The 22,916-nt window shown below is 60.5% G+C and carries 16 protein-coding genes; 11 read left to right on the forward strand and 5 right to left on the reverse strand.

Annotation, left to right across the window (positions count from 1 at the left end; translation table 11 throughout):
• Positions 1-81: 81 nt before the first annotated feature.
• The 4 genes from NIM86_RS06205 (at position 82) to ahcY (ending at position 4,245) form a co-directional block, all read left to right on the forward strand.
• Positions 82-1,833: a stimulus-sensing domain-containing protein gene (locus NIM86_RS06205; RefSeq protein WP_305884453.1), complete on the forward strand. Its 1,752-nt coding sequence runs from the start codon at positions 82-84 to the stop codon at positions 1,831-1,833.
• Between the two features lie 202 nt (positions 1,834-2,035).
• Positions 2,036-2,434, forward strand: coding sequence for a PTS sugar transporter subunit IIA (locus tag NIM86_RS06210; protein ID WP_253380061.1), 399 nt, complete (start codon positions 2,036-2,038; stop codon positions 2,432-2,434).
• Positions 2,431-2,724, forward strand: coding sequence for an HPr family phosphocarrier protein (locus NIM86_RS06215; protein WP_253380063.1), 294 nt, complete (start codon positions 2,431-2,433; stop codon positions 2,722-2,724). Before NIM86_RS06210 ends, NIM86_RS06215 begins: the two co-directional genes overlap by 4 nt.
• 126 nt (positions 2,725-2,850) lie before the next feature.
• Positions 2,851-4,245, forward strand: coding sequence for an adenosylhomocysteinase (gene ahcY, locus NIM86_RS06220; RefSeq protein WP_253380064.1), 1,395 nt, complete (start codon positions 2,851-2,853; stop codon positions 4,243-4,245).
• Positions 4,246-4,321: 76 nt separating this feature from the next.
• On the opposite strand, the gene NIM86_RS06225 is transcribed toward ahcY, so the two are convergent.
• Positions 4,322-6,322 carry a methyl-accepting chemotaxis protein gene (locus NIM86_RS06225; RefSeq protein ID WP_253380066.1) on the reverse strand — a complete coding sequence of 667 codons (2,001 nt, stop codon included), beginning with the start codon at positions 6,320-6,322 and terminating at the stop codon, positions 4,322-4,324.
• A 453-nt stretch (positions 6,323-6,775) separates the two neighbouring features.
• Between NIM86_RS06225 and NIM86_RS06230 the strand changes: the two genes are divergently transcribed.
• The 6 genes from NIM86_RS06230 (at position 6,776) to trxA (ending at position 18,695) form a co-directional block, all read left to right on the forward strand.
• Entirely contained in the window at positions 6,776-9,199 is a 2,424-nt protein-coding gene (locus NIM86_RS06230; protein ID WP_253380068.1) for an ATP-binding protein, read from the forward strand.
• Positions 9,196-10,746 carry a tRNA (adenosine(37)-N6)-threonylcarbamoyltransferase complex ATPase subunit type 1 TsaE gene (gene tsaE, locus NIM86_RS06235; protein WP_253380070.1) on the forward strand — a complete coding sequence of 517 codons (1,551 nt, stop codon included), beginning with the start codon at positions 9,196-9,198 and terminating at the stop codon, positions 10,744-10,746. The genes NIM86_RS06230 and tsaE overlap by 4 nt, the downstream gene beginning before the upstream one ends.
• Positions 10,743-11,501, forward strand: a complete 759-nt coding sequence (locus NIM86_RS06240) for a nucleotidyltransferase family protein (protein WP_253380072.1) — start codon at positions 10,743-10,745, stop codon at positions 11,499-11,501. Before tsaE ends, NIM86_RS06240 begins: the two co-directional genes overlap by 4 nt.
• A gap of 120 nt (positions 11,502-11,621) precedes the next feature.
• A complete protein-coding gene (gene addB, locus NIM86_RS06245) occupies positions 11,622-14,741 on the forward strand; it encodes a double-strand break repair protein AddB (RefSeq protein ID WP_253380073.1) in 3,120 nt (1,039 codons plus the stop codon).
• A gap of 2 nt (positions 14,742-14,743) precedes the next feature.
• Entirely contained in the window at positions 14,744-18,319 is a 3,576-nt protein-coding gene (gene addA, locus NIM86_RS06250) for a double-strand break repair helicase AddA (RefSeq protein ID WP_253380075.1), read from the forward strand.
• A 55-nt stretch (positions 18,320-18,374) separates the two neighbouring features.
• A complete protein-coding gene (gene trxA, locus NIM86_RS06255; RefSeq protein WP_253380078.1) occupies positions 18,375-18,695 on the forward strand; it encodes a thioredoxin TrxA in 321 nt (106 codons plus the stop codon).
• Between the two features lie 59 nt (positions 18,696-18,754).
• Here the strand turns inward: trxA and NIM86_RS06260 are convergent, their stop codons facing one another.
• Both NIM86_RS06260 and hemA read right to left on the reverse strand, forming a co-directional pair.
• Complete coding sequence (locus NIM86_RS06260) at positions 18,755-19,042, reverse strand: hypothetical protein (RefSeq protein WP_253380080.1); 288 nt, start codon at positions 19,040-19,042, stop codon at positions 18,755-18,757.
• Positions 19,043-19,205: 163 nt separating this feature from the next.
• On the reverse strand, positions 19,206-20,426 hold the full coding sequence (gene hemA / locus NIM86_RS06265) for a 5-aminolevulinate synthase (protein ID WP_253380081.1): 1,221 nt from the start codon (positions 20,424-20,426) through the stop codon (positions 19,206-19,208).
• A gap of 223 nt (positions 20,427-20,649) precedes the next feature.
• Between hemA and NIM86_RS06270 the strand changes: the two genes are divergently transcribed.
• Complete coding sequence (locus NIM86_RS06270; protein WP_253380083.1) at positions 20,650-21,387, forward strand: hypothetical protein; 738 nt, start codon at positions 20,650-20,652, stop codon at positions 21,385-21,387.
• Between the two features lie 114 nt (positions 21,388-21,501).
• Here the strand turns inward: NIM86_RS06270 and NIM86_RS06275 are convergent, their stop codons facing one another.
• Both NIM86_RS06275 and NIM86_RS06280 read right to left on the reverse strand, forming a co-directional pair.
• On the reverse strand, positions 21,502-21,678 hold the full coding sequence (locus tag NIM86_RS06275) for a CsbD family protein (RefSeq protein ID WP_253380085.1): 177 nt from the start codon (positions 21,676-21,678) through the stop codon (positions 21,502-21,504).
• A gap of 83 nt (positions 21,679-21,761) precedes the next feature.
• A complete protein-coding gene (locus tag NIM86_RS06280) occupies positions 21,762-22,916 on the reverse strand; it encodes an AI-2E family transporter (RefSeq protein WP_253380087.1) in 1,155 nt (384 codons plus the stop codon).

Below are 22,916 nucleotides of genomic sequence, written 5' to 3' on the forward strand. Positions count from 1 at the left end.
GGAAATCAGCCCCCGACCCTAACGTCTGCGGAGGGCGCAGCTCCTTCGACTTCTTCACGTGCGCGCGCCGTTCCGCCACCAATGGCTGCGCCACGTCGCCGCAACTGGCGCAACCTCCCCTTCAGCAGTCTGCGGTTTGCGAGGCGCGCGACGCGCTATCTCGTTCTCTCATCCATCGCCCGACGAATTCTCTTCCTCAACCTTGTCGGGCTTGGCGTTCTGGTCGTCGGCATTCTCTATCTCAACCAGTATCGGGAAGGGTTGATCGAGGCGAAGGTCGAAAGTCTGTCGACGCAGGCGCGGATCATCGCGGGCGCGATTGCCGCATCCGCCACAGTGGAAACGGATTCGCTGCAGATCGACCCGGAGAAGCTGCTGGAACTGCAGGCTGGCCAATCGATCGTGCCTTCTTCCGACGGCTTGGACAGTCTGGTCTTTCCGATCAATCCGGAGCGCGTCGCGCCAGTGCTGCGCCGCTTGATCTCGCCGACCCGCACCCGTGCCCGGGTCTATGACCGTGACGGCAATATTTTGCTGGATTCGCAGCAATTCTATTCCCGCGGGCAAATCCTCCGCTACGATCTGCCGAAGCTTGAACCGGCCGTACCGACGATTTTCGACCGTTTGGAAGCCTATTTCCTCAGCCTGTTCGGCCGCGATTACATCTCGCTCGATCACGAAGAGCCGGGCGTGGCGGGCTCCAACTATTCGGAGGTCACGGCCTCGTTGACCGGTGAGCAGCGAAGTGTCGTTCGCCGCAATACCGAGGGCGAGACGATCATCGCCGTTGCGGTTCCGATCCAGCGATTCCGAGCCGTTCTCGGCGCCCTGCAGCTCTCCACGATCGGTGGCGATATCGATGACATCATTCGGTCCGAACGCACCGCCATCCTGGCCGTGTTCGGCGTCGCCGCTGCCGTGACGATCTTTTTATCGTTTCTTCTGGCGTCGACCATCGCGAAACCGTTGCGTCGGCTCTCGGCTGCGGCGATGCGCGTGAAGCGCGGCGTGAAGGAACGGCAGGAAATTCCGGACTTCTCCGATCGCGGCGATGAAATCGGCCATCTTTCCGGATCGCTCCGTTCCATGACCGAAGCGCTTTACAACCGTATCGAGGCGATCGAACGTTTCGCGGCAGACGTCGCACACGAGTTGAAGAACCCGCTGACCAGCTTGCGTAGCGCGGTGGAGACCCTGCCGCTTGCAAAGAACGAAGCCTCGCGGCAAAGACTGCTCGAGGTGATCGAGCACGATGTGCGGCGGCTCGACCGCCTGATCACCGATATTTCGGACGCTTCACGACTCGACGCGGAACTGGCGCGCGTCGATGCCGAGCCCATCGATCTGCGTAAGCTGCTCTCCGATATTGTCGAGGTGGACCGGCAGACCGCCAAGGTACATAGCAATGCCCGCCTCTCGCTGACCATGGATGACGATCATCGCGGCAAGAGAGCGTTCGTGGTGTCCGGCCATGATCTGCGGCTCGGCCAGGTCTTCTCCAATCTCATCGGCAATGCCCGGTCCTTCGTGCCCGACCGGAACGGTAACATCGCTATCGAACTGTTCCGGCGCGGCAGCCGCGTGATCATCTGGGTCGAGGACAACGGCCCTGGCATTGGCGGCGAGAACATCGAACGCATTTTCGAACGCTTCTACACCGACAGGCCGGAAGGCGAGGCGTTCGGACAGAATTCCGGTCTCGGCCTTTCGATCTCAAGGCAGATCGTGGAAGCGCATGGCGGCCAACTGACGGCAGAAAACATTGTCGACGAGGAGGCCGAGAACGGCGTTGGCGGAGCGCGTTTCATCATCGATCTACCGGCCCGTCACTAAGGGCTCGACGCATAGGCTAGAACGCGCGCCCTGCTCGACTGCTGTGCCGGGTTGATCACTTCTTCAGCATTTCGCCCCTAATATCGTCATTTCGCGCTTGCGTTCGGTTCACAGGACGGCAAGATAGATTGAATGCGGCAAAGTGCACGCGCGCGGGGTTGAGGCAAATGCTGCATCGCCGAAATGGCAGGGAAGGGCAAGCATGATCGGTCTTGTACTGGTGACACATGGCCGTCTCGCCGAAGAATTTCGGCAGGCCGTTGAGCATGTTGTCGGTCCGCAAGACAAATTCGCCACCGTCTGTATCGGTCCCGAAGACGATATGGAGCAACGCCGCCGCGAGATCATCGATGCCGTCAGCCAGACGGATAGCGGCAGCGGCGTCGTCATCGTCACCGACATGTTTGGCGGCACGCCGTCCAATTTGGCGATATCCGTCATGGATGAGGGCCGGATCGAAGTCATCGCCGGCATGAACCTGCCCATGTTGATCAAACTTTCCTCGGTGCGCGGAAGCGCCGAGATGAAGACAGCGCTCGAAGACGCCCAGACGGCCGGAAAGAAATACATCAACGTGGCCAGCCAAATCCTCGCAAAATGAACGAACTGGCGACTGACAACGGCATCGTGAAGCGGCTGACCATCTGCAACAAGCGTGGCCTTCACGCGCGAGCGTCCGCAAAATTCGTGCAGACCGTCGCGGCGTTCGACGCCGAAGTTCTGGTCGAACGTGATGGCCTTAAGGTCGACGGAACCTCCATTCTCGATCTGATGATGCTGGCCGCCGCGGACGGAGCCGTCATCACGGTCTCCACCAGTGGACCGCAGGCCGCTGAAGCCATGGACGCCATCGAAGACCTCGTGACCGACCGTTTCGGTGAAGCGGTCTAGCCACGACCACGGGTATAAACTTTTCCTTATATGATGTTGCGAGGCTGCCGTCGCTCTGGTATGGCGGGCACCATGTCACGGTGTGCGAATGCCGCCACTTCCCCTTCGATCTTTCGGGAGCGCTTCATGGCCCAAGACTACGTCATCGCCGATATCGGTCTGGCCGATTTCGGCCGCAAGGAAATCGAAATCGCAGAGACTGAAATGCCGGGTCTCATGGCCTGCCGCGAAGAGTTCGGTACGGATAAGCCGCTTTTGGGCGCGCGCATCACCGGCTCACTGCATATGACCATCCAGACTGCGGTTCTTATCGAGACGCTGACGGCGCTCGGCGCAGAGGTCCGCTGGGCGTCCTGCAATATTTTCTCGACGCAGGACCATGCCGCTGCCGCCATTGCCGCCGCCGGCATTCCGGTCTTCGCCATCAAGGGCGAGACGCTGGAAGAATACTGGAGCTACACCGACGCCATCTTCAACTGGCCGGATGGCGAACCGTCCAACATGATCCTCGATGATGGCGGCGATGCCTCCATGTACATTATTCTCGGCGCGCGCGCCGAGGCTGGCGAGGATGTCCTTTTAAGTCCGGGATCGGAAGAGGAGGAGGTTCTCTTCGCGCAGATCAAGAAACGCATGGAGCAGAGCCCCGGCTTCTTCACCCGTCAGCGCGACGCCATTCAGGGCGTGACCGAAGAGACGACAACCGGCGTCAACCGGCTCTATCAGTTGCAGAAGGCAGGGCTTCTCCCCTTCCCCGCGATCAACGTCAATGACAGCGTTACGAAGAGCAAGTTCGACAACAAATATGGCTGCAAAGAATCGCTGGTCGACGGCATTCGGCGCGCCACCGACGTGATGATGGCCGGCAAAGTGGCTGTGGTTTGCGGCTATGGCGATGTCGGCAAGGGCTCGGCTGCCTCGCTGCGCGGCGCTGGAGCTCGCGTCAAGGTGACCGAGGTCGACCCGATCTGCGCCCTGCAGGCAGCAATGGACGGTTTCGAGGTCGTCACCTTGGAAGATGTCGCGCCGACCGCCGATATCTTCATCACCACGACCGGCAATAAGGACGTCATCCGTGTGGAACACATGCGCGCGATGAAGGACATGGCTATCGTCGGCAATATCGGCCATTTCGACAATGAAATTCAGATTGCGGGCCTCCGCAACATGAAGTGGACCAACATCAAGCCGCAGGTCGACATGATCGAGATGCCGAGCGGCAACCGTATGATCCTGCTTTCGGAAGGCCGCCTGCTCAATCTCGGCAATGCAACCGGCCATCCCTCCTTCGTCATGAGCGCCTCCTTCACCAATCAGGTGCTGGCGCAGATCGAATTGTGGACCAAGGCAGACCAGTACAAGAACGAGGTCTATGTGCTCCCCAAACGTCTCGACGAGCACGTCGCACGCCTGCATCTGGCCAAGCTGAGCGCGGAACTCACCCGCCTTTCGGACGAACAGGCGAGCTATATCGGCGTTTCGCCGGAAGGCCCCTACAAGCCGGAACACTATCGCTACTGATCGGATCGTCCTGGTCGAATAAATAGAAAGCCCGGCTCAGATGAGCCGGGCTTTTTCAATTGTTGCGAAAGAACGATCAGAACTCGTCCCACTCATCAGCAACGTCATCGGTGCCGGTTGCGGCGAGCTTCAGCGTTACGGGAGCGACGGGCGCTTCCTGCTTGCGTTGCGCAAAAGCGTGCGGCGTCGCCTTCTTCAGCTGATCGCGCAGCGAAGGCTCGGCGCGAACGGCCGTCGCGGCTTGACGAGCGGGCTGGGACCGGCTGGTCCTGAAGCGCGTGATCTCCTGAGACAGTTCATTGGCCTGCTGCATTAACTGGTCTGTCGCTGCCGTGGACTCCTCTGCCATCGCCGCGTTGTGCTGCGTGACGTTGTCCAGTTCATTGACGGCTGAGTTGACCTGCTTGAGACCTGCCGCCTGTTCCTGCGCGGAATGCGAGATGGACGAGACAACCTGGTTGATTTCGTTCACACCATTGACGATCCGCTCCAGGGCTTCGCCGGTCTGGTTGACCAGTTTGACCCCTTCATCGACCTGTACGGTCGAGGTCGAAATCAGGTCCTTGATCTGCTTTGCCGCATCTGTGCAGCGCTGCGCCAGGACGCGGACCTCGGACGCGACGACCGCAAAGCCGCGTCCAGCCTCGCCGGCTCTTGCGGCTTCCACCCCGGCATTGAGCGCCAGCAGGTTTGTCTGGAAGGCCAGTTCGTCGATTACCCCGATGATCTCGGAAATTTCCTTGGATGACTTTTCGATATCGCCCATCGCGGCAACGGCGCGCGAAACAACCTGACCGCCCTTTTCAGCTTCGGCGCCGGCTTTCGTCATCGTATCTGCGGCCTGAACGGCGCCCTCGGCCGTGCGGTTGACCGTTTCGGTGATTTCCGTCACAGCCGCGGCCGTCTGCTGGAGCGTGGTGGCCTGGCTTTCGGTTCGTGAGGAAAGATCTTTCGACGCACCGGCGATCTCGTTGGTGCCGGTTTTCAACTGCGTGACGCCGCGCAGTACATTTTCGATCGTCTCTTCGAGCTGAGAGACCGCCATGTCGAAATCATTGCCAAGACTCTTCAGGTTTGCCGGAAGCTTGGCGGAAACCCGTACCGTCAGATCGCCGTCGGCAAGCTTGTGCAGCGCCTCTCCAAGAGCGACGGTCGCGCCGGTCAATTCCGAGGCGGCCTCTTCCCGCTCTTCGTCGCGGCGGGCGCGATCGGTTTCGCTCGCCTGACGCGCTTCAAGAGCGTCGCTTTCCGCTTCCCGCTTCTTGATATCGTTTTTCTGGAAAACTTCGATCGCCCGGGCCAGCCTGCCTATCTCGTTGGTCGCTTCACGATAGGGCACATCGGCATCGTGATCGCCATCGGCAATCTCCGAGGCCACTTCGGTCAGCTGCGGGATGGGCTTGAGAAGCGCGCGGGATAGAAGCGCCATCACGAGAACAGCGCCAATCAGAACCAGAACGGAGACCAGTAGCAGCGGCCAGGCGACCTCCCCGAACAGACCGTCGATCTCCGACTTCTCGATGCCCGTATAAAGGATGCCGCTGATGTCGCCAGCCGGGCTGTAGATAGGCAGATAGACAGTGTAGTACGGCGTTCCGAGAATCGTGGCTTCGCCCTCATAGGTTTCACCGCGCAAGATGGCTGGATAGACCGCACCGTTCTGACCCAGCTCGGTTCCGACAGCCCGGCTTCCATCGGGCTTTACGATATTGGTGCTCTTGCGCCAGAAATCCTTGGTTTCCTCTTCCCATTTGAAGATCGTCACCGTTTCACCTGTCACCACGCCGATCTCGTCGATCAGGGAGTGGTCGGTGAAGGTGTCCGGAATGTCGGCCATGACAAGCCGTTCGATTTCCCCATTGGCATCGAATGTCAGTTCCACACCTTCAAATTCATGACTGATCACGGATGCTGCCGTACGCAGACTCATCTGATGGCGTTCGTCCGCCTGAGAGACCATCTGTTTCTGGAGACTTGAAAACACGGCAATCGCAGTCGCGCCGAGTGCGACCGTCATCACACAAGCGGTTGCGATAGTAACAATTTTGGCCAAGCCATATTTCAAATGAAGTCTCATTTGTGAGGTGCTCTCCGGAGTGTCGATCAGTGGCAACCTTTGCGCGCATCCAGTGTAAAATTGATTAAATATCTTACCTTTGCCGGGGCTCTCGATGCCTAAAACGCCCGCGTAGCGTGAACACGCAAAAGGCCTTAACCTTTTGTGCGCGCTTTGTTGCACTTCCCGCGAATCCAGCGCTCGGCTATGTTGTGATTCGACTCTGCGAGACAGAGTTCGGTTCCGGCACAGGGGCAGCGCCAGACCGAGCGCCCGGAAGGGCAATGGGGAAATATTCGGCGGAGCGGCCCGCCGGAAACTGTATTCTTTGTGTTGCGTATGTTCGCGCCGAGAGGCGAGCGGGTCATCCGATAGCCGATAAAGAGGGGTTTAAGGGTGCCATACGAGGATGGCGGACATCGCGCAGCCGGCAATTGGCGGCTTCGGCGGCCAGGCACATGCGGCAGCGGCCTGGTGACAGGAGGCGCCGTTCTGGCGGCTCTGGTTACAACCGGACCGGCAAGGGCCGCTATGCTTGCGGATCTGTCGACGGCCAATGTGATCATGACATCCGTCTTGGCCGGCGTGCTGGGGGCTGCCTTTCTGTTGACATTCTGGATGATCCGCGAGCGTGGCCGCGCCGATGCCCTCAATGAGGAATTGCGCAATCGCGTTTCAGACCTATCCTCCGCCCTGCAACGCAATGAAAGCCTTCTCAATCTACGCGATCAGCGGCTTATCGTCTGGCCGCGGCAGGGCGATGGACGGGCTGAACTTGTCGGCCATTTACCAGCCGAATGCGGCGCACCGCATGACCGGTCGGCCTTTCTGGCCTATGGCCGCTGGCTGACGGGGCGCACCGCCGCCGAACTGGAAGCGGCGATTATCGCACTCCGCGACAACGGCCAGGCTTTCGACATGATCGTCGCAAGCCGCAACGGCACACTGATAGAGGTGATCGGCCGCCTCACGCCGCATCACAGCATTGTGCGTTTCCTTTCCGTTTCAGCCATGAGGGCGGAGCATGTGGCGCTGAAGGCGGAGCATGACGAAACCCGCAAATCGCTCCATCTTCTGCAGGAACTGGCTGAAGCCGCGCCCTTGCCGCTTTGGCTGCGCGACAATGATGGTACGCTGGTCTACGTCAATCCCGCCTACGGCCAGTTGACCGGGCTGGATCGTGAGAAAAATCCAACCGAACCGCCCGTCGAACTGCTCGACAGCGCCGCACGCGACATGTTCAACCGCCGGCACGGCACCGAACCTCGAACACGACAGGAAATGAGTCTGGTCGTGGCGGGCGACAAGCGACAGCTCGATATTACCTCCGTGCGAACAACGGAAGGGGGAGCCGGTCTGGCAGTCGACCGCACCGAAACCCTCGCGCTCCGGGACGAGCTGGAGCGCATGGCGCAGAGCCACGCCCTGACGCTGGATCGTCTGAATACCGCAATCGCCATTTTCGACCGCGACGAAAAACTCCGCTTCTACAATCAGGCTTTTCAAAGCCTGTTCGGACTCGATACGCCCTTTCTGGAAAGCACGCCCTCCAACACGCTCCTCCTCGACCGTCTGCGGCAGGATCGTGTTCTGGCCGAACAACCGGAATGGCGGCGCTGGAAGGACAATATCCTTTCGGCTTATCGCGCCATCGACAGCCAGGAGCACTGGTGGCATCTGCCTGACGGACGGACGATCCGGGTCATCGCCAATCCGCAGCCAAAGGGCGGCGTGACATGGATTTTCGAGAATTTGACCGAGCAGATGGCGCTGCAAAGCCGTTACACCCAGGCAATGCGCGTTCAGGGCGAGACGCTGGAAAATCTTGCGGAAGGCGTTGTGGTGTTCGGCCCGGACGGCAAAATCCGGCTCGCGAACCCGGCCTTCACAAGCCTTTGGAGCCTGCCTTCCGATCTCGTCCGGGAAGGCGTTCATATCAGCGCGGTGCGGGCGGCGGCAGATGCCGAGCATGGCGAAACGCCCTGGACTGATCTGCTCTCACTGGTGACCGGTTTCGATGAAAGCCGCGCCACCCGGCAGGGTACGACTGAATTGTCGGACGGTGTGATCCTCGGCTGGACGGCGGCGCCGCTGCCGGCTGGGCAATTCATGGTGACATTCGTCGACCAGACCGATTCCGTAAGGGTAGCCCGAGCGCTCAAGGACAAGAACGAAGCGCTTCAGCGCGCCGATCAGCTGAAGAACGATTTCGTCCAGCATGTTTCATACGAACTGCGCAGCCCCCTCACCAATATTATCGGCTTCACCGATCTTCTTGCCACTGGCATGGCCGGGCCGCTGACCGATATGCAAGGCGAATATATCGATCATATTTCGACCTCATCGGCCACATTGCTGACGATTGTGAACGACATTCTCGACCTCGCGACAGTCGATGCCGGCATGATGCAGTTGGAAATCGAAGAGGTGGATGTGCAGGCCCTTCTTGAACAGAGCCAGACGGCGATTGCCCCACGCCTGGATGAGGACGATCTTCGCCTTTCCGTCGTGTCGGACAATGCACCCGCTCAGATCAACGCCGATCCGGAGCGCCTGCGGCAAGTTCTTCACAATCTACTCAGCAACGCGGCCAATCACGCTCCCGCAGGCAGTACGATAGAGCTGTCATGCCGGCAGATGTCCAACGCCGTCGAATTTTCTGTGCGCGACGATGGACCTGGAGTCGATCCCGCTGTTCTCGCCCATGTGTTCAAGCGCTTTCAGACAGGCGGCCGCGCCGGGCAGAAACATGGCGCGGGGCTTGGTCTCGCTATCGTCAAAAGCCTTGTCGAACTGCACCATGGCGAGGTCTATGTCGAAACAGGCCCCGATGAGGGCACCACTGTGACGTGCCGTCTGCCTTTCTCGGCAGCCGGCATGACACACGCTGCCGAATGAGCGTGGCCGCTTTGATTTCCGGGACGGACGAGAGCCGTAATCCAGCAGCGCTCAAGCTCATGCTGCCGGACGAAGCCGCGACCGTACGCCTTGCCGAAGATATTGCGCTTTGCCTCACGCCTGGCGATCTGGTCGCGCTCTCCGGCGATCTGGGAGCGGGCAAGTCCTTTCTGGCACGGGCGCTTATCCGGGCGCTCGCCGATGACGATATGCTGGACGTCCCCAGCCCCACCTTTACGCTCGTACAGTTCTACGACGGCCGACTGCCGGTCGCCCATTACGATCTTTACAGGCTTGGCGATGAGAGCGAACTGGACGAACTCGGCCTGACGGAATCGCTTGAAGATGGCGCCGCACTGGTCGAATGGCCTGAGCGGGGCGGCCGTTCTCTGCCACAGCCCGCGCTAAGCATCCATATGTCGATCGATGGCGATGGCCGTCAGGCTGTCCTCAGCCCCGCACCGGAGTTCGAACCAAGGCTGACGCGAAGCTTGGCCATTCGCGCGTTTCTGGACGCTGGTGGACGCCGGGCTGCGACGCGTCGCTTCTTCTGCGGCGATGCATCGACGCGATCCTATGAAGCGGTTCGTTTCGACGATCGCGAAACCGTCCTGATGAATGCGCCGGCGCAACCGGACGGTCCGCCGCTTCCGGCCTATGGCGTGCCCTATAGCCGCGTCGCAAGACTGGCAGAAGACGTCCGCGCCTTTGTCGGAGTCGCAACGGAATTGCGCCGGTTGGGTCTCGCAGCGCCCGCGATCCTTCAAAGCGATCTCGACGCGGGGCTTCTTCTCGTCGATCACCTGGGCGACGGCGGTATACGCAGCGATGGTCCATCGGCGGGTGAACCGGTCGCCGAACGCTATCTCGCTTGCGCCGAAGCACTCGCTCATCTGCATGCGCAACCCTTCGAGCGGAGCGTGACGCTCGGAGATGGAAGCACCTACGAGGTCACCGACTACGACCAGCGCGCCATGGGCGCAGAGATCGATCTTCTGCCGCAATGGTATATGCCCTACCGTCTGCCGGATGACGATGCCGCATCATTCGCGACTGCCTATCATGACGCGTGGGCGGCATTGCTACGTCAGCTGTCCGAGGCCGAGCAGGGCCTGGTCCTCCGGGACTTTCATTCACCGAATATCATCTGGCGGCATGAGCAGGGAGGGTTGGACCGCGTCGGCGTCATCGACTTTCAGGACGCGCTAATCGGCCCGGTCGCCTATGATGTCGCCTCGCTGGCGCAGGATGCGCGGGTTACGATACAGCCGGATCTGGAGAAGGCTATCGTCGATGCCTATTGCGCGGCGCGAGGCCAGACCTTTGATCGCGAAGGCTTCCAAAGCGCCTATGCGATTGCAGCCGCGCAGCGCAACAGCAAGATCGCCGGCATCTTCGTGCGGCTGGACAAACGCGACAACAAGCCGGGCTATCTAGCTCATCTGCCCCGAATCGAGACCTATCTGCGGCGCAGCCTTTCACACGATGTCCTCGCGCCGCTCCGCCAGCTCTATGCTGGCATTGGCCTGAAAGCGGGAGACGCATGAGCATCGCGCCGCCCGATCAAGCCATCGTGCTGGCAGCCGGCCTCGGCAAACGGATGCGCCCGCTGACCGATACACGCCCGAAGCCGCTTGTAGAGGTTGCGGGACGCAGTTTGCTCGATCGCGGCCTCGACATGCTGGCGGAGGCCGGCGTCAAGCGATGCGCCGTCAATGTGCACTATCTGCCAGATCAGATCATCGATCATCTCGATGATCGACGTGATATGGCGTTTTATGTTTCGGACGAGCGCGACCGTCTGCTCGACTCCGCCGGCGGAATCGTCAAGGCGCTTACGCTGATCGACGACAAACCGTTCTACCTCTTGAATTCCGACACGTTCTGGATCGACCAGGGTGAGGCCGCGCTTTCGCTTTTGGCAGAGCGCTTCGATCCCGACGAAATGGACATGGCGCTACTTCTTGCAGCCAAAGATGACGCCACCGGCCATAGCGGCGGTCTGGATTTCGCGATGACGCCGGAAGGCCGCCTGGTGCGCGCCCGCGCGGCGGAAGCTGCCGATCTGCCAGCCTATATCTATGCCGGCGCGGCAATCGTCTCACCGCATATTTTCGCCAGCGCAAAGGCCGAGCCGCATTCGCTCAATGTCTATTTCGACAGAGCCATCGAAAATGGCCGTCTCTTCGGCGCCGTCCTGCAGGGGCGCTGGATTACCGTCGGCACGCCGGACGCCATCGCTCCGGCGGAAGCGGCCATCGCCGCCGCGAATGACAAGGCACTGCGTCGCGCAACAGGCTGAGCCGCCGTGTTTGGCACGAACCGTCCGGCCGTGGATAGCGTGTCGAAAAATATCTATCGTCTGGTTCTTGCCGCCCTCACGCCTTAAGCATGGGATGCTATGAGCGATGAAAGGCGAAGCATGGCCGATAGGGTCTTCACCATCGATCCCGGCCTTCCATTTCTGCCAACGTTGGCCGATGCGCTTTTCGATGGGAGCCTGACCGGCGAACCACTCGACAAGGACGACCCCTTCGCCCTGTCCTCGGTAACACTGTTCCTGCCGACGCGCCGCGCCGCGCGGTCGCTGCGGGCGCACCTCCTGGACCGGGCGGATGGAAGGCCCGTTATGATGCCGGCTATCCGGACGCTCGGCGATCCCGACGAAGATGCCGGCCTCATCGTGGAGGGCGGCGCCCATGCACTCGATCTCAAGCCCCCCGCCGACCCCATGCACCGAACGCTGGTTCTCGCCCCTCTCGTTCAGAAATGGCGAAAGCTGATCGCGGCGGAGGCTGCGCAGCGCGGCGGTCCCTCCGCTCCCGTCCCCGCAACGCTGGCCGACGCCATCTATCTCGCCAGCGACCTCGGCCGCCTGATCGATGAGGTGGAAACCGAGGGGATTGGATGGGACGACTTCAAGCATATCGTGCCGGACGAATTGGCTGACTGGTGGCGGATCACGCTGCAGTTTCTGACCATCGTCACGGAAGCCTGGCCAACTTATCTGACTGAGAGAGACCTCTCCAACCCTGCCGACCACACCAACCGGCTGCTCGATGCTCTAGCAGCGCGTCTTGTCGCTTCACCGCCAAACGGTCCGGTCATCGCTGCCGGTTCGACCGGAACGAACCCCGTTACCCGCCGGCTTCTGGCCGCCATTGCCTCGCTGCCGAGGGGCGCGATTGTACTGCCCGGCCTCGACCGTCACGTTGACGACGACGCTTGGTCGCTGCTGTCGACCGCTGCGGTGACACCTGCTCTTTACGGCCATCCGCAGCAGGCGCTCGCAACATTGCTGCGCGCGCTCGACACGTCCCCTGCCGACGTCCGCCCACTCGGCGCGGGTGGCGAGGCGCTTCATGCGCGCGGAAAGCTGGTTTCTCTCACCATGATACCGGCGCCCCTTACCGACCGGTGGAAGGAAAAGAGAGAAGCCGTAGAAAGCTGGCTGAAGGCTGGCGCGCTCGACAATGTTTCGCTGATCGAAGCCGCTAGCGAGCAGGATGAAGCGATGGCGATCGCTGCTGCGCTAAGAGCCGCCATAGAGACACCGAACCATCAGGCTGCGCTGATTACCCCGGACCGGGCGCTGGCGCGTCGCGTTTCATCTGAATTGCTGCGTTTCGGTATTATTGCGAACGATTCCGGCGGCACGCCGCTCGAGACAACGCCGCCAGCGACGCTTTTGCTTCTAACGGCAGAGTGCGCATTTCGACCGGGACAGGTGTTGCCGCTTCTGGCTCTTCTCAAGCACCCGCTGCTGCGGCTCGGAGAAGCGCGCGCGCAATTGCGTGAAATGGCGGAATTCTTCGAACTTCTCAACTTGCGGGGCACGACGGCAAGGCCCGATGTTGCAAGGCTGAACGATCTGCTGGACGACATCGCAGAGCGACGGGGAGATCATGCCCGCGAACGGCCGGATAAACGCTATGACAGCCGCCGGGCCAGCGCCGGTCTGCCTTTTGGCCACGATGTCCTCGGCTACAAGCTGCAGGAGGCCTTCGAGCCGCTGACCAAACTTCGGGGCAACGAGTTTGTCCCTTTACACGACATTCTCGTTGCCACCGTTCAGGTTTTCGAAGCCCTTGGACGACAGAAAAGCGGTGCGCTCGATGTGCTGTATGACGGCGAGAACGGCGCCATGCTGGCGGCAAAGCTTCGCCGGCTGGTCGGCGAAGATAGCCAGCTATCTGTTACGCCCAACGAATGGCCGGATGTCCTTGCTGCGCTTCTGGCCGGTGAGACAGTCAAACCTGCAGTCGGTGCGGATCAGCGCGTCTTCATCTGGGGTCAGTTGGAAAGCCGGCTGCAGACGGTTCAGACCGTTATTCTCGGTGCGCTAAACGAAAAAAGCTGGCCTGCCGCCGCCCGCGCGGACCGCTTTCTATCGCGCAGCATGCAAACCGATCTGTCGCTTTTGCCACCGGAACGTCGGATCGGTTATGCGGCGCACGATTTTCAGCAGGCGATGGGTCATCCGACCGTGATCCTCTCACGGTCGGCCAAAGCCGATGGCGCACCCACCGTGTCATCGCGCTGGCTGCAAAGGCTGACTGTTCTGGCAGGCAGCGATGCGACCGATGCTATGCGCCAACGTGGCGCAACCTATTTGAGCTGGGGCAGCGAACTCGACCGCGCCGCGCTCGTGCCGCTGGCCCGGCGGCCTTGCCCGATCCCACCGATCGAGGACCGGCCGACAGCTTTTTCCGTGACGCAGATCGAACGGCTGCGCCGTGACCCTTATGCGATCTACGCGGAACGTATCCTTGGATTGCGGCCATTGCCCGAGTTGATGCGCGATCACGATGCCCGCGACCGGGGCACCCTTTTTCACGCCATTCTCGAAACCTTCGTCAAAGCGGGAATCGACCTGTCCGCCAAAGAAGCGGCCGCGCATCTCGAAGCCATTGGTCGAAAGCTTTTCGCCGCCGAAAATCTGCCGGACGACATCCACGCTGTCTGGTGGCCGAGATTTATGGCGATGGTGCCGCATGTGCTAGCGCTTGAGACGGAACGGCAGGGCCGCATCGTCCGCTCCCATGTCGAGGCGAAGGCAGCCGAGACGGCAATCGACGATACCGGTTGCACCTTACGCGGCACAGCCGACCGGATCGATGAAATGCTGTCAGGCGGCGCCGATCTGATCGATTACAAGACCGGAGAGCCGCCTTCTGCCGCCGAAGTCCGCGCCCTGACCGCCTCGCAATTGCCGCTCGAAGCGGCGCTACTCCAGCGAGGCGCTTTTGCGGGTCCCGGCGCAAAAGATCCTGCCGATCTTCTCTACATCAAGCTCGCCGTGAAGGGAGAAGTCACCCCAAAAAGCGCGTTGGCGCAAAACAAAAAACAGGTTGTGAGCGCATCCGATCTGGCCGATCAGGCCTGGGAGCGGCTGGTCGAACAAATGCTGTTCTATCGCGATCCTGCCCATGGTTATGTCGCGCGGCTTCTGCCGTTCCGGCAAGATGAGGCCCTTGGCGATTACGACCATCTGGCCCGCACGCTCGAATGGAGCGCCGGCACCGACAGCGAGACCGGCTGATCATGCGTCACGATTGGGACATCACGGCTTCCACGATTGAGAGCCAGCGCAAGGCGGCCGACCCGGCTGTGTCGGCCTGGGTCTCCGCCAATGCCGGGTCCGGCAAAACGCATGTGCTTGCCAATCGTGTTGTCCGGCTCCTTCTGGACGGCGTCGCGCCAAACCGTATCCTATGCCTGACATACACCAAGGCCGCAGCCGCCAATATGAGCAGCCGCGTCTTCGATCTCCTCGGTAACTGGACCCATCTGGACGACGATGGCCTTGCGGGGGTCATTGAGGCGATGGAAGGCACACCGCCAGCCCCAGACCGGCTGGCGCGGGCGCGGCGGCTCTTCGCCGAAGCGCTGGAAACGCCGGGCGGGCTGAAAATCCAGACCATTCACGCCTTCTGCGAGGCGGTTCTCCATCAGTTTTCGCTCGAAGCCGGAATCGCCGGCCATTTCGAAATGATGGATACGGCGATGGAAGCGGCGCTTCTTACCAATGCCCGCCAATGGCTGCTGAGCCGCGCCACCGACGGCAACGATACGGCGCTTTTCGGCGCCTTCGACCATGTGATGGCGCGTGCCGGCGAGACGGGCCTCGACAGGCTGCTGTCGGATATTGTCCGCCAACGCGATGAACTGACGCCGGTCATCGCGGATCGCAAATCTGCCATGACGCGTTTACGGGCATATCTCGGCATCGATGACGCGATGACGGAAGAGACAGTCATTGCCGATGCACTACCGCCTCCCGGCTGGGACCGGCGCGCAATCGAAGCGTTACGCGGAGACTGCCAGAGGCTTGGCGCCAAACGACCGGCAGATTTTTGCGAAAGGCTGATTGACGCCTTGTCGGAACACGACCCGTCGGTTCGGTTCCAGTCCTTCGCCAGTGCTTTCAGCAAGGGAGAAGAGCCATATAGCGCCGGTTGGCTGTTCGGCAGCAAAGTACTTGGCGAAAGAGGCGAAGCCTTTGTCGCCGGTTACGAAGCTGCCGTCGCTCATATCGTCGATGCCCAGAAGACAATCAACACGCTCGACCTGCTTGATGCGACCGAAGCAGCACTGACCTTGGCCGAGGCGCTTCTCGATCAGTATGAGCGATCCAAGATCGCGCGGGGGCTGCTCGACTTTTCCGACCTCCTGACACGCACGGCCGACCTTCTGACGCGCAACCGGGCCGCCGCATGGGTACAATACAAGCTGGACAAGGGTATCGATCACCTTCTGATCGATGAGGCGCAGGACACCAGTCCCCGCCAATGGCAGGTGATCGAGGCACTTGCAGCGGAGTTCTTTTCCGGCGAAGGCGCTGGAGACGGACGCAGCCGAACGATCTTCGCCGTCGGCGACGAAAAACAGTCCATCTATTCCTTCCAGGGCGCACGGCCCGGTCAGTTTTCCGATGCCGGAACCCGGTTCGGAAAGCATATCGCCAGCGCGGAGAAACCATTCGCCAAACTGCAGCTGCGCCAGAGCTTTCGTTCAACACCCGATATTCTTTCAGCCGTCGACCGTACCTTCGCCACCGCCGACGCGCGCAAGGGCCTGACACGCGACGACGAGCCCGTCGAACATGAAACGGTGCGCAACCTTCACGCTGGCGACGTGGCGCTCTGGTCTTACCTTGCAGCCGAACAGGCCGAAGCGCCGGCGCGTTGGGTTGAAGGGCTGGACCCATCCGCCGCGCCGGCGGCCCGCCTTGCCGACGAGGTCGCGGGACAGATCAGCCACTGGCTGGACCGTAACGAGAAGCTGCCCGGGAAGGACCGGGCGATGCGCGCCGGCGATGTGCTGGTTTTGGTGCGCAAGCGCGACCGCTTTATTCATGCGCTCGCCCGCTCGCTCAAACAACGCGGCGTTCCGGTGGCCGGCACGGACAGGCTGCACCTGTCAGACCATATCGCCGTACAGGATTTGATCGCCATCGGGCGCTTCGTCCAGCAGCCGAACGACGATCTGGCGCTGGCCGGTCTGCTGAAAAGCCCACTGTTCGGTCTCGATGACGAAAATCTGATGGCGCTGCTTCTGCCGCGCGATACACGCTCGCTCTGGCAGCGCCTACGCCAAATCGCCGATACAGGTGTCCGCTATGCAGCGGCTGCCGACCAATTGCAGCGCTGGCGCGACGAAGCCGGTTATCGAACGCCTGCAGACTTTTTCGGCGCGGTGCTCGGGCGCGATGGCGGACGGCGGAAGCTTATCGCCCGGCTTGGAGCCGAGGCCAGCGAGGTGATCGACGAGTTCCAGCGCTTTGTGATGGCGCAGGAAAGGCTGGGACTGACCGATCTGGAACGCGTCGTCGATGCGCTCAGCCACTCGGCACCCGAAATCAAACGCGAAATGGAACAGGGCCGCGACGAAGTGCGGATCATGACCGTCCACGCCTCGAAGGGTCTCGAAGCGCCCATCGTCTTTCTGGTCGATAGCGGTGGCGCGCCTTCCCACCACTCGCATTTGTCCGAACTGATGAAACTGCCGCTTCCGGCAAGCGGGCGTGACAGGGCTTCGAACGTTTTCCTTTGGAAAGCGCCAGCGCTGGGTACGCAGCCCCAGATCGAAAAGCTCAAAAACTTGGCGCTGACGGCGCAGGAGGAAGAATATCGCAGGCTTCTTTATGTTGGGATGACACGGGCGGAGGACCGACTGATCGTCTGCGGATATCGCGGCAAGACCGAGCCGAAACAGCCGACATGGCTCAATCTCGTGCAGCAGGGGCTGGAGGCGAGCGGCGAAGGCGTGATCTTGGACGATCATCCGGTTGTGACCACGCGCGATGTTCTGCACTACGCGCCAAGCGGTCATTCGCCGCTGCCCATGACAACGCAGTCGGAAGCGAAGTCACATATCGCCATCGCCGGTTTGCCGTTCGACCCGTCCGAACAATTGCCCGCACCAGACCCGGCGCCGCGTCCGCTTTCACCCTCTGGCGCAGGCGATCTGCTGGAAAGCAGCGTAGAAGTTGCCCAGACCGAGGCGGCCATCGGGCTATCGCCGATTCTCGGCGCCGGCCGCGAGCCTTTGGCGTTTCCGATTCGAAAAGGTCTTGCGGTCCACCGCCTGCTGGAACTGCTGGCCGATATTGCGCAAGCGGACCGGGAAAACGCCGCGCGGCGATGGCTGACGTATCAGGACTTCACACCATCGGAACGCGATGCCATTTGCGGCGACGTTCTATCGACACTCGCTCAGCCCGATTTCGCTGCTGCTTTCGCGCCGGGATCGCGCGCGGAAGTCTCCATCGCCGGACTTGTCGATATAAAGGGCAAACCCCGCTCCATATCCGGCATCATCGACCGGCTGGCCATTTCGGAGCGCGAGATCCTGATCGTGGATTTCAAGACCAATGCCGCCATTCCCGGCGACGAAGACGAAGTCGCCGACGATTACGCTTTGCAGATGTCTCTTTACCGGGCGCTTCTCCAGCGGCTCTATCCTGGCAGGGCCATCCGCTGCGCTCTCGTCTTCACCGGTGGCCCGCGCCTTATTACGCTATCGGAAAAAAGGCTGACCGAGGCCAGTCGCCTTATCGGACTATCGGTGTCCGGCGACGGGGCCGACGCTCAGGGCTCATTGGCTCTGCGGCCTTGACCTTGAAGGTGCGGAAGGCCACATCTTGATCCAACATGATAAGGAGATGCCCAAAATGGCTACGAAGACGGTGACCAACTCCAGCTTCGAAAGTGACGTTCTAAAGGCCAGCGGCCCGGTCGTGGTGGATTTCTGGGCTGAGTGGTGCGGTCCGTGCAAAATGATCTCGCCGGCACTGGAAGAAATTTCGGCCGAAATGGACGGCAAGGTGACCATCGCCAAGGTCAATATTGACGAGAACCCGGAAATCGCTGCGCAATACGGCGTCCGCTCCATTCCAACGCTGATGCTGTTCAAGGATGGCGAAGTGGCGGATATGAAGGTTGGCGCTGCGCCGAAGACCGCATTGTCGAGCTGGATTTCCGGTAACGCCTAAGCGGCGATGCCGTTTGAATAATTGCCCGGCCGCACCCACGCGGCCGGGCGTTTTCGTTTCTAGTCGTAATTTTCGGCCAGAGCGATCATGTGGCGTCGGCCAAGTCGTAACCGACCCTGGCGGCGGTCGCTCTGAAACTCCGGCGCGCGGGCGATCATTTTGAAAGCCGGGATGCGGCGCTTGACGAACTGGCGCTGGCGCTCGGGATCTGACGGCGCGCCGAGTGTGATCAGCGCGTCCCAGGCAATGGTGACCATCATCCGATCGCCATTGTCCTCCATGCGGAAGATGTAGCCTTCAGAGGTCTCCGTCAGCAGAATTTCGTCGGCATGCCCCGCAACGGCCATGGCTTGCTCGCATCTTTCCCGATTTACCTTGAGATCGGGCTTAAGGCGAAAGACGTAAGCGGCAGGACAATTTCCGCTGCGCAAATTGACTCAAATGCGGATGCAAAAAACGGCGGCGCTTCTTTGCTGCGCCGCCGTGTCAAAATGTCTGCGTACCGTTTGCTCAGGCGACGTGGCGCGCCAAGGCGCACTGGCTCCAAAGGCTGGAAAGCGAGGCCACAAGATGGGCGATATCGGCGTCCGTATGAAGCGGCGTCGGCGTGATGCGGAGCCGCTCTGCCCCGCGCGCAACTGTCGGGTAGTTGATCGGCTGCACGTAGATGCCGTACTGATCCATAAGGATATCGCTGATCCACTTACATTTCTTGGGATCGCGAACCATCACCGGAACGATATGAGAGGGATTGTCGAGCCAGGGAATTCCCGCCTTGCTAAGGCCAGCGCGGACCTTGGCGACGTTCTCCTTGTGACGCCGCCGCTCGCTCGCGCTCTTTTTCAAATGGCGAATGGAAGCCAGCGCGCCCGCGGCCAGAGTCGGCGGAAGAGCGGTCGTGAAAATGAAGCCGGATGAGAACGAACGGATCCAGTCGATCAGCGCGGCAGAGCCGGTAATGTAGCCGCCCATGACGCCGAACGCCTTGCCGAGCGTTCCTTCGATGATCGTCACGCGGTCCATCACGCCTTCGCGTTCGGCGATGCCGCCGCCTCGCGGCCCATACATGCCGACTGCGTGAACCTCATCGAGATAGGTCATGGCGCCGAACTCGTCGGCAATGTCGCAGATCGCTTCGATGGGCGCGATGTCGCCATCCATCGAATAGACGCTTTCGAAAGCGACAATCTTCGGCGCATCGGGATCGGCGGCGGCGAGCTTTTCCCTCAGATCGTCCAGATCGTTATGCTTCCAGATCACCTTGCGGGCGCGCGAATGGCGAATACCCTCAATCATGGAGGCATGGTTCATCTCGTCTGAGAAAACCATGACATCGGGAATGCGGCTCAAAAGCGTACCGAGCGTGGCCCAGTTGGAGACATAGCCCGAGGTGAAGAGAAGCGCGGCTTCCTTGCCGTGAAGATCGGCCAACTCGCGTTCGAGCAGCACATGATAGTGGTTGGTGCCGGAAATATTGCGCGTGCCGCCCGCCCCGGCGCCGCATTTGTCGATCGCCTCGTGCATGGCGGCGGTTACAACCGCGCTCTGTCCCATGCCGAGATAGTCATTGGAGCACCAGACCGTCACATCCTGCGTCTGATCGGTCTCTCCCAGATGATGATGCGCCTTTGGAAAAGAGCCGGCCCGTCGTTCGAGATCAGCGAAGACACGATAGTTACCGTCGTCTTTCAGCTTTTCGAGATCGGCTCGAAAAAGGCCCTCAAAATCCATATCCGTTCTCCCCGCCCATATCCGTTCGGTCTATCGCATTTCACTGCGGAGCGTCAAAACCGCCTAGTCTTATGACAGGACGCCTGCTGGAATCCAACCCTTTGGCGTCGTTTTCGTCTTCGGGCGCGTCATGCGCCCCGTCAGAACACCCACTAAAGCAGATATTGGACGACTTTCTTTTGACCTCGGTCAATCCGACTGGCGAAATCGAAACGAAACGACCATGTTCTGCATTCGACCGGGTTTCGAGGGAGAGACATTCATGCGCTCCAGCGCGCGCATCGAAAGCATCCTCGCCGCAATCGTGACGCCTCTTTTGCGCTGGGCAGTGGTCGGTATGCAGGTCGGCCTTTACGCCACGGCTGTCTTCACCGGCGTTCTCGCCTATGGCAGCTTCGTCGCCAAACGCGTCTACCCTTTCATCGAAACGCTTCTGCATTTCTCGCTGGCACTTCTGGTCGCGACTGTTGTTCCGCTGCTGTTCGACTTGGCCGTCAAACGGTTGCGGCGGCGGGCGGCTATCAGCAACAGCCGTCTTAGAGGAGCGATGCTCGCCATTCTCCTGTCGGTGTGCGCGGTGGGCGCAGTGTTTTGTCTGCCGTTGCTGGAGCCGATCTACGATGCCGGGCGCGCCATGATCGACGATGGGCTACAAGGCCGGTTGCGCAGCGACGATCCAGCGCGCATGCCACTTTCGGCCCTTATGACTTTTGCAGCCTTCACCTTCTTTTTGTTGACCGGTCTTCTGCTTTCGCTCCGCCACAGTTTCGGTCTGTTGGCCGATCTCAACCGATCGTCAGCGTCTGAGGACCCTGCCTTCGATCATGACAACATATTTGATGCCGACGAAACCGATGAAGAAGAACTTTTGGCCCTGTCGCATGAAGCGCTCGCTGACGAAACGGACACGGCCTCGCCATGGGGGCCTCGGTCGCGGCACTCGTCACTTCGCAACGAGTAGCAGGATAACGTCGGTCGCGACCGGTTCGCGACAGCGAGAAGCTCAAAACGCAAAAGACGCGCGCCCGGATCGGACACGCGCCTTTTCGTTTGCTCGAACATTGTTCGGCGAAGATCAGTCCTTCTTGAACTTCTCTTCAATATCGCCGGCCGTTTCCTGAACTTGGCCGCCGGCCTTTTCCATCTTGCCTTCGGCTTCCATCTTCTCATTGTCGGTCAGCTTACCGGCAACCTCTTTGGCAGTGCCTTTCGCCTGATGGCCGAGACCTTCTCTCTGATTTTCGTTGGACATAGTATGTCTCCTTCCATCGCACACAGATTGTGCGATTGTTTATTAGCGTCGTCAGATGAACGCGTGGTCGGTTCAGGAGTTCCTCAAGCCGCTTTTTCCGGTGATACTTCGGACTGCGCCTTTTCATTGGCTGCTTCCTCGGCTTCACGCTCATCATCGTGAACAGGAGCCGACAGAAAATTACCGAACTTTGCCATCGATTCGATATTGTCGCTCATCACCTTGAGGATGACCAGAATGGGCACGGCCATCAGAGCGCCCGCGAAGCCCCACATCCAGCCCCACAGAACGACGGAGACAAAAACAGCCACGATATTCATTTCAAGACGCCGCCCCAACAGTAGAGGCGTGATGATATTTCCCTCGATGGCCGTCAGAGCGTAATAGATAAAAGGAGCGCCGAGAGCGGCGCCAAGCGTCGGAAATTCCGCAATGGCCGTAAGCCCGATGGCCAATGCGCCGATAACGGCTCCGATATAGGGCAGAAAATTGAGCAGCGCGGCAATCGTGCCCCACAGGAACGGGTTGCTCATGCCGTAGAGCCAGAGGCTGAAGCCAATCGCTGCGCCAAGACAGATATTGATGACCGTTATGGTGAGAAGATAGCGCGAGACCACCTTCTCGACATCGTACAGAATGCGCACCGCAATCTTCTTGTCCGTCAGCGTGGGCGCCATCTTCACGATGCCCTCGTAGAAGTGCTTGCCACTTGCCAGAATGAACAGCGCCAGGAACATTGCGATGGCAATCTGCCCAAGCGCGCCCGCGACAGTCGAAGCCAGACCGCTAAAGACGGGCGGCCCGTCGACGACGACCTTTTCAGGAGCGCCTTCTCCGGCGTTCTGTCCGGTGACTTCAGCGGCCTCTTCGCTCACCCGTTGCAATGATTGCAAATGCGATTGAACGCTGGACAGTTTGTCACTCAGGGCAGATTTGATCTGCGGCGCGGAATTGACGAGATCGGTGAAAGGGCCACTCAACGAATAAAGCAGGAGCGCTACCATCAGACCGAAGCCCGTCATGACAAGCAGCGCGCTGATCCACTCAGGAATGCCGATGCGACGGCCGATCCGCACAAGCGGGCTGAGCGTGAACGCCACAAGAATGCCGAGCATCAACGGCATGATCACGTCCTGCGCGAAGTACACCACCTGCGCAACGAGGATCAGAAAGATGCCGAACAGCAATTTGCGGATTTTCGGCAGATGCAGTTCGAATGGGTTGGGATCGGCGCTCAT

It is taken from the genome of Notoacmeibacter sp. MSK16QG-6, from assembly GCF_024158145.1.
Lineage (GTDB): Bacteria > Pseudomonadota > Alphaproteobacteria > Rhizobiales > Rhizobiaceae > Notoacmeibacter.

Coding starts and splice junctions, on each gene's coding strand:
- NIM86_RS06205 (WP_305884453.1), top strand. CDS start 82: ATGGCTGCGCCACGTCGCCGCAACTGGCGCAACCTCCCCTTCAGCAGT.
- NIM86_RS06210 (WP_253380061.1), top strand. CDS start 2,036: ATGATCGGTCTTGTACTGGTGACACATGGCCGTCTCGCCGAAGAATTT.
- NIM86_RS06215 (WP_253380063.1), top strand. CDS start 2,431: ATGAACGAACTGGCGACTGACAACGGCATCGTGAAGCGGCTGACCATC.
- ahcY (WP_253380064.1), top strand. CDS start 2,851: ATGGCCCAAGACTACGTCATCGCCGATATCGGTCTGGCCGATTTCGGC.
- NIM86_RS06225 (WP_253380066.1), bottom strand. CDS start 6,322: ATGAGACTTCATTTGAAATATGGCTTGGCCAAAATTGTTACTATCGCA.
- tsaE (WP_253380070.1), top strand. CDS start 9,196: ATGAGCGTGGCCGCTTTGATTTCCGGGACGGACGAGAGCCGTAATCCA.
- NIM86_RS06240 (WP_253380072.1), top strand. CDS start 10,743: ATGAGCATCGCGCCGCCCGATCAAGCCATCGTGCTGGCAGCCGGCCTC.
- addB (WP_253380073.1), top strand. CDS start 11,622: ATGGCCGATAGGGTCTTCACCATCGATCCCGGCCTTCCATTTCTGCCA.
- addA (WP_253380075.1), top strand. CDS start 14,744: ATGCGTCACGATTGGGACATCACGGCTTCCACGATTGAGAGCCAGCGC.
- trxA (WP_253380078.1), top strand. CDS start 18,375: ATGGCTACGAAGACGGTGACCAACTCCAGCTTCGAAAGTGACGTTCTA.
- NIM86_RS06260 (WP_253380080.1), bottom strand. CDS start 19,042: ATGGCCGTTGCGGGGCATGCCGACGAAATTCTGCTGACGGAGACCTCT.
- hemA (WP_253380081.1), bottom strand. CDS start 20,426: ATGGATTTTGAGGGCCTTTTTCGAGCCGATCTCGAAAAGCTGAAAGAC.
- NIM86_RS06270 (WP_253380083.1), top strand. CDS start 20,650: ATGTTCTGCATTCGACCGGGTTTCGAGGGAGAGACATTCATGCGCTCC.
- NIM86_RS06275 (WP_253380085.1), bottom strand. CDS start 21,678: ATGTCCAACGAAAATCAGAGAGAAGGTCTCGGCCATCAGGCGAAAGGC.
- NIM86_RS06280 (WP_253380087.1), bottom strand. CDS start 22,916: ATGAGCGCCGATCCCAACCCATTCGAACTGCATCTGCCGAAAATCCGC.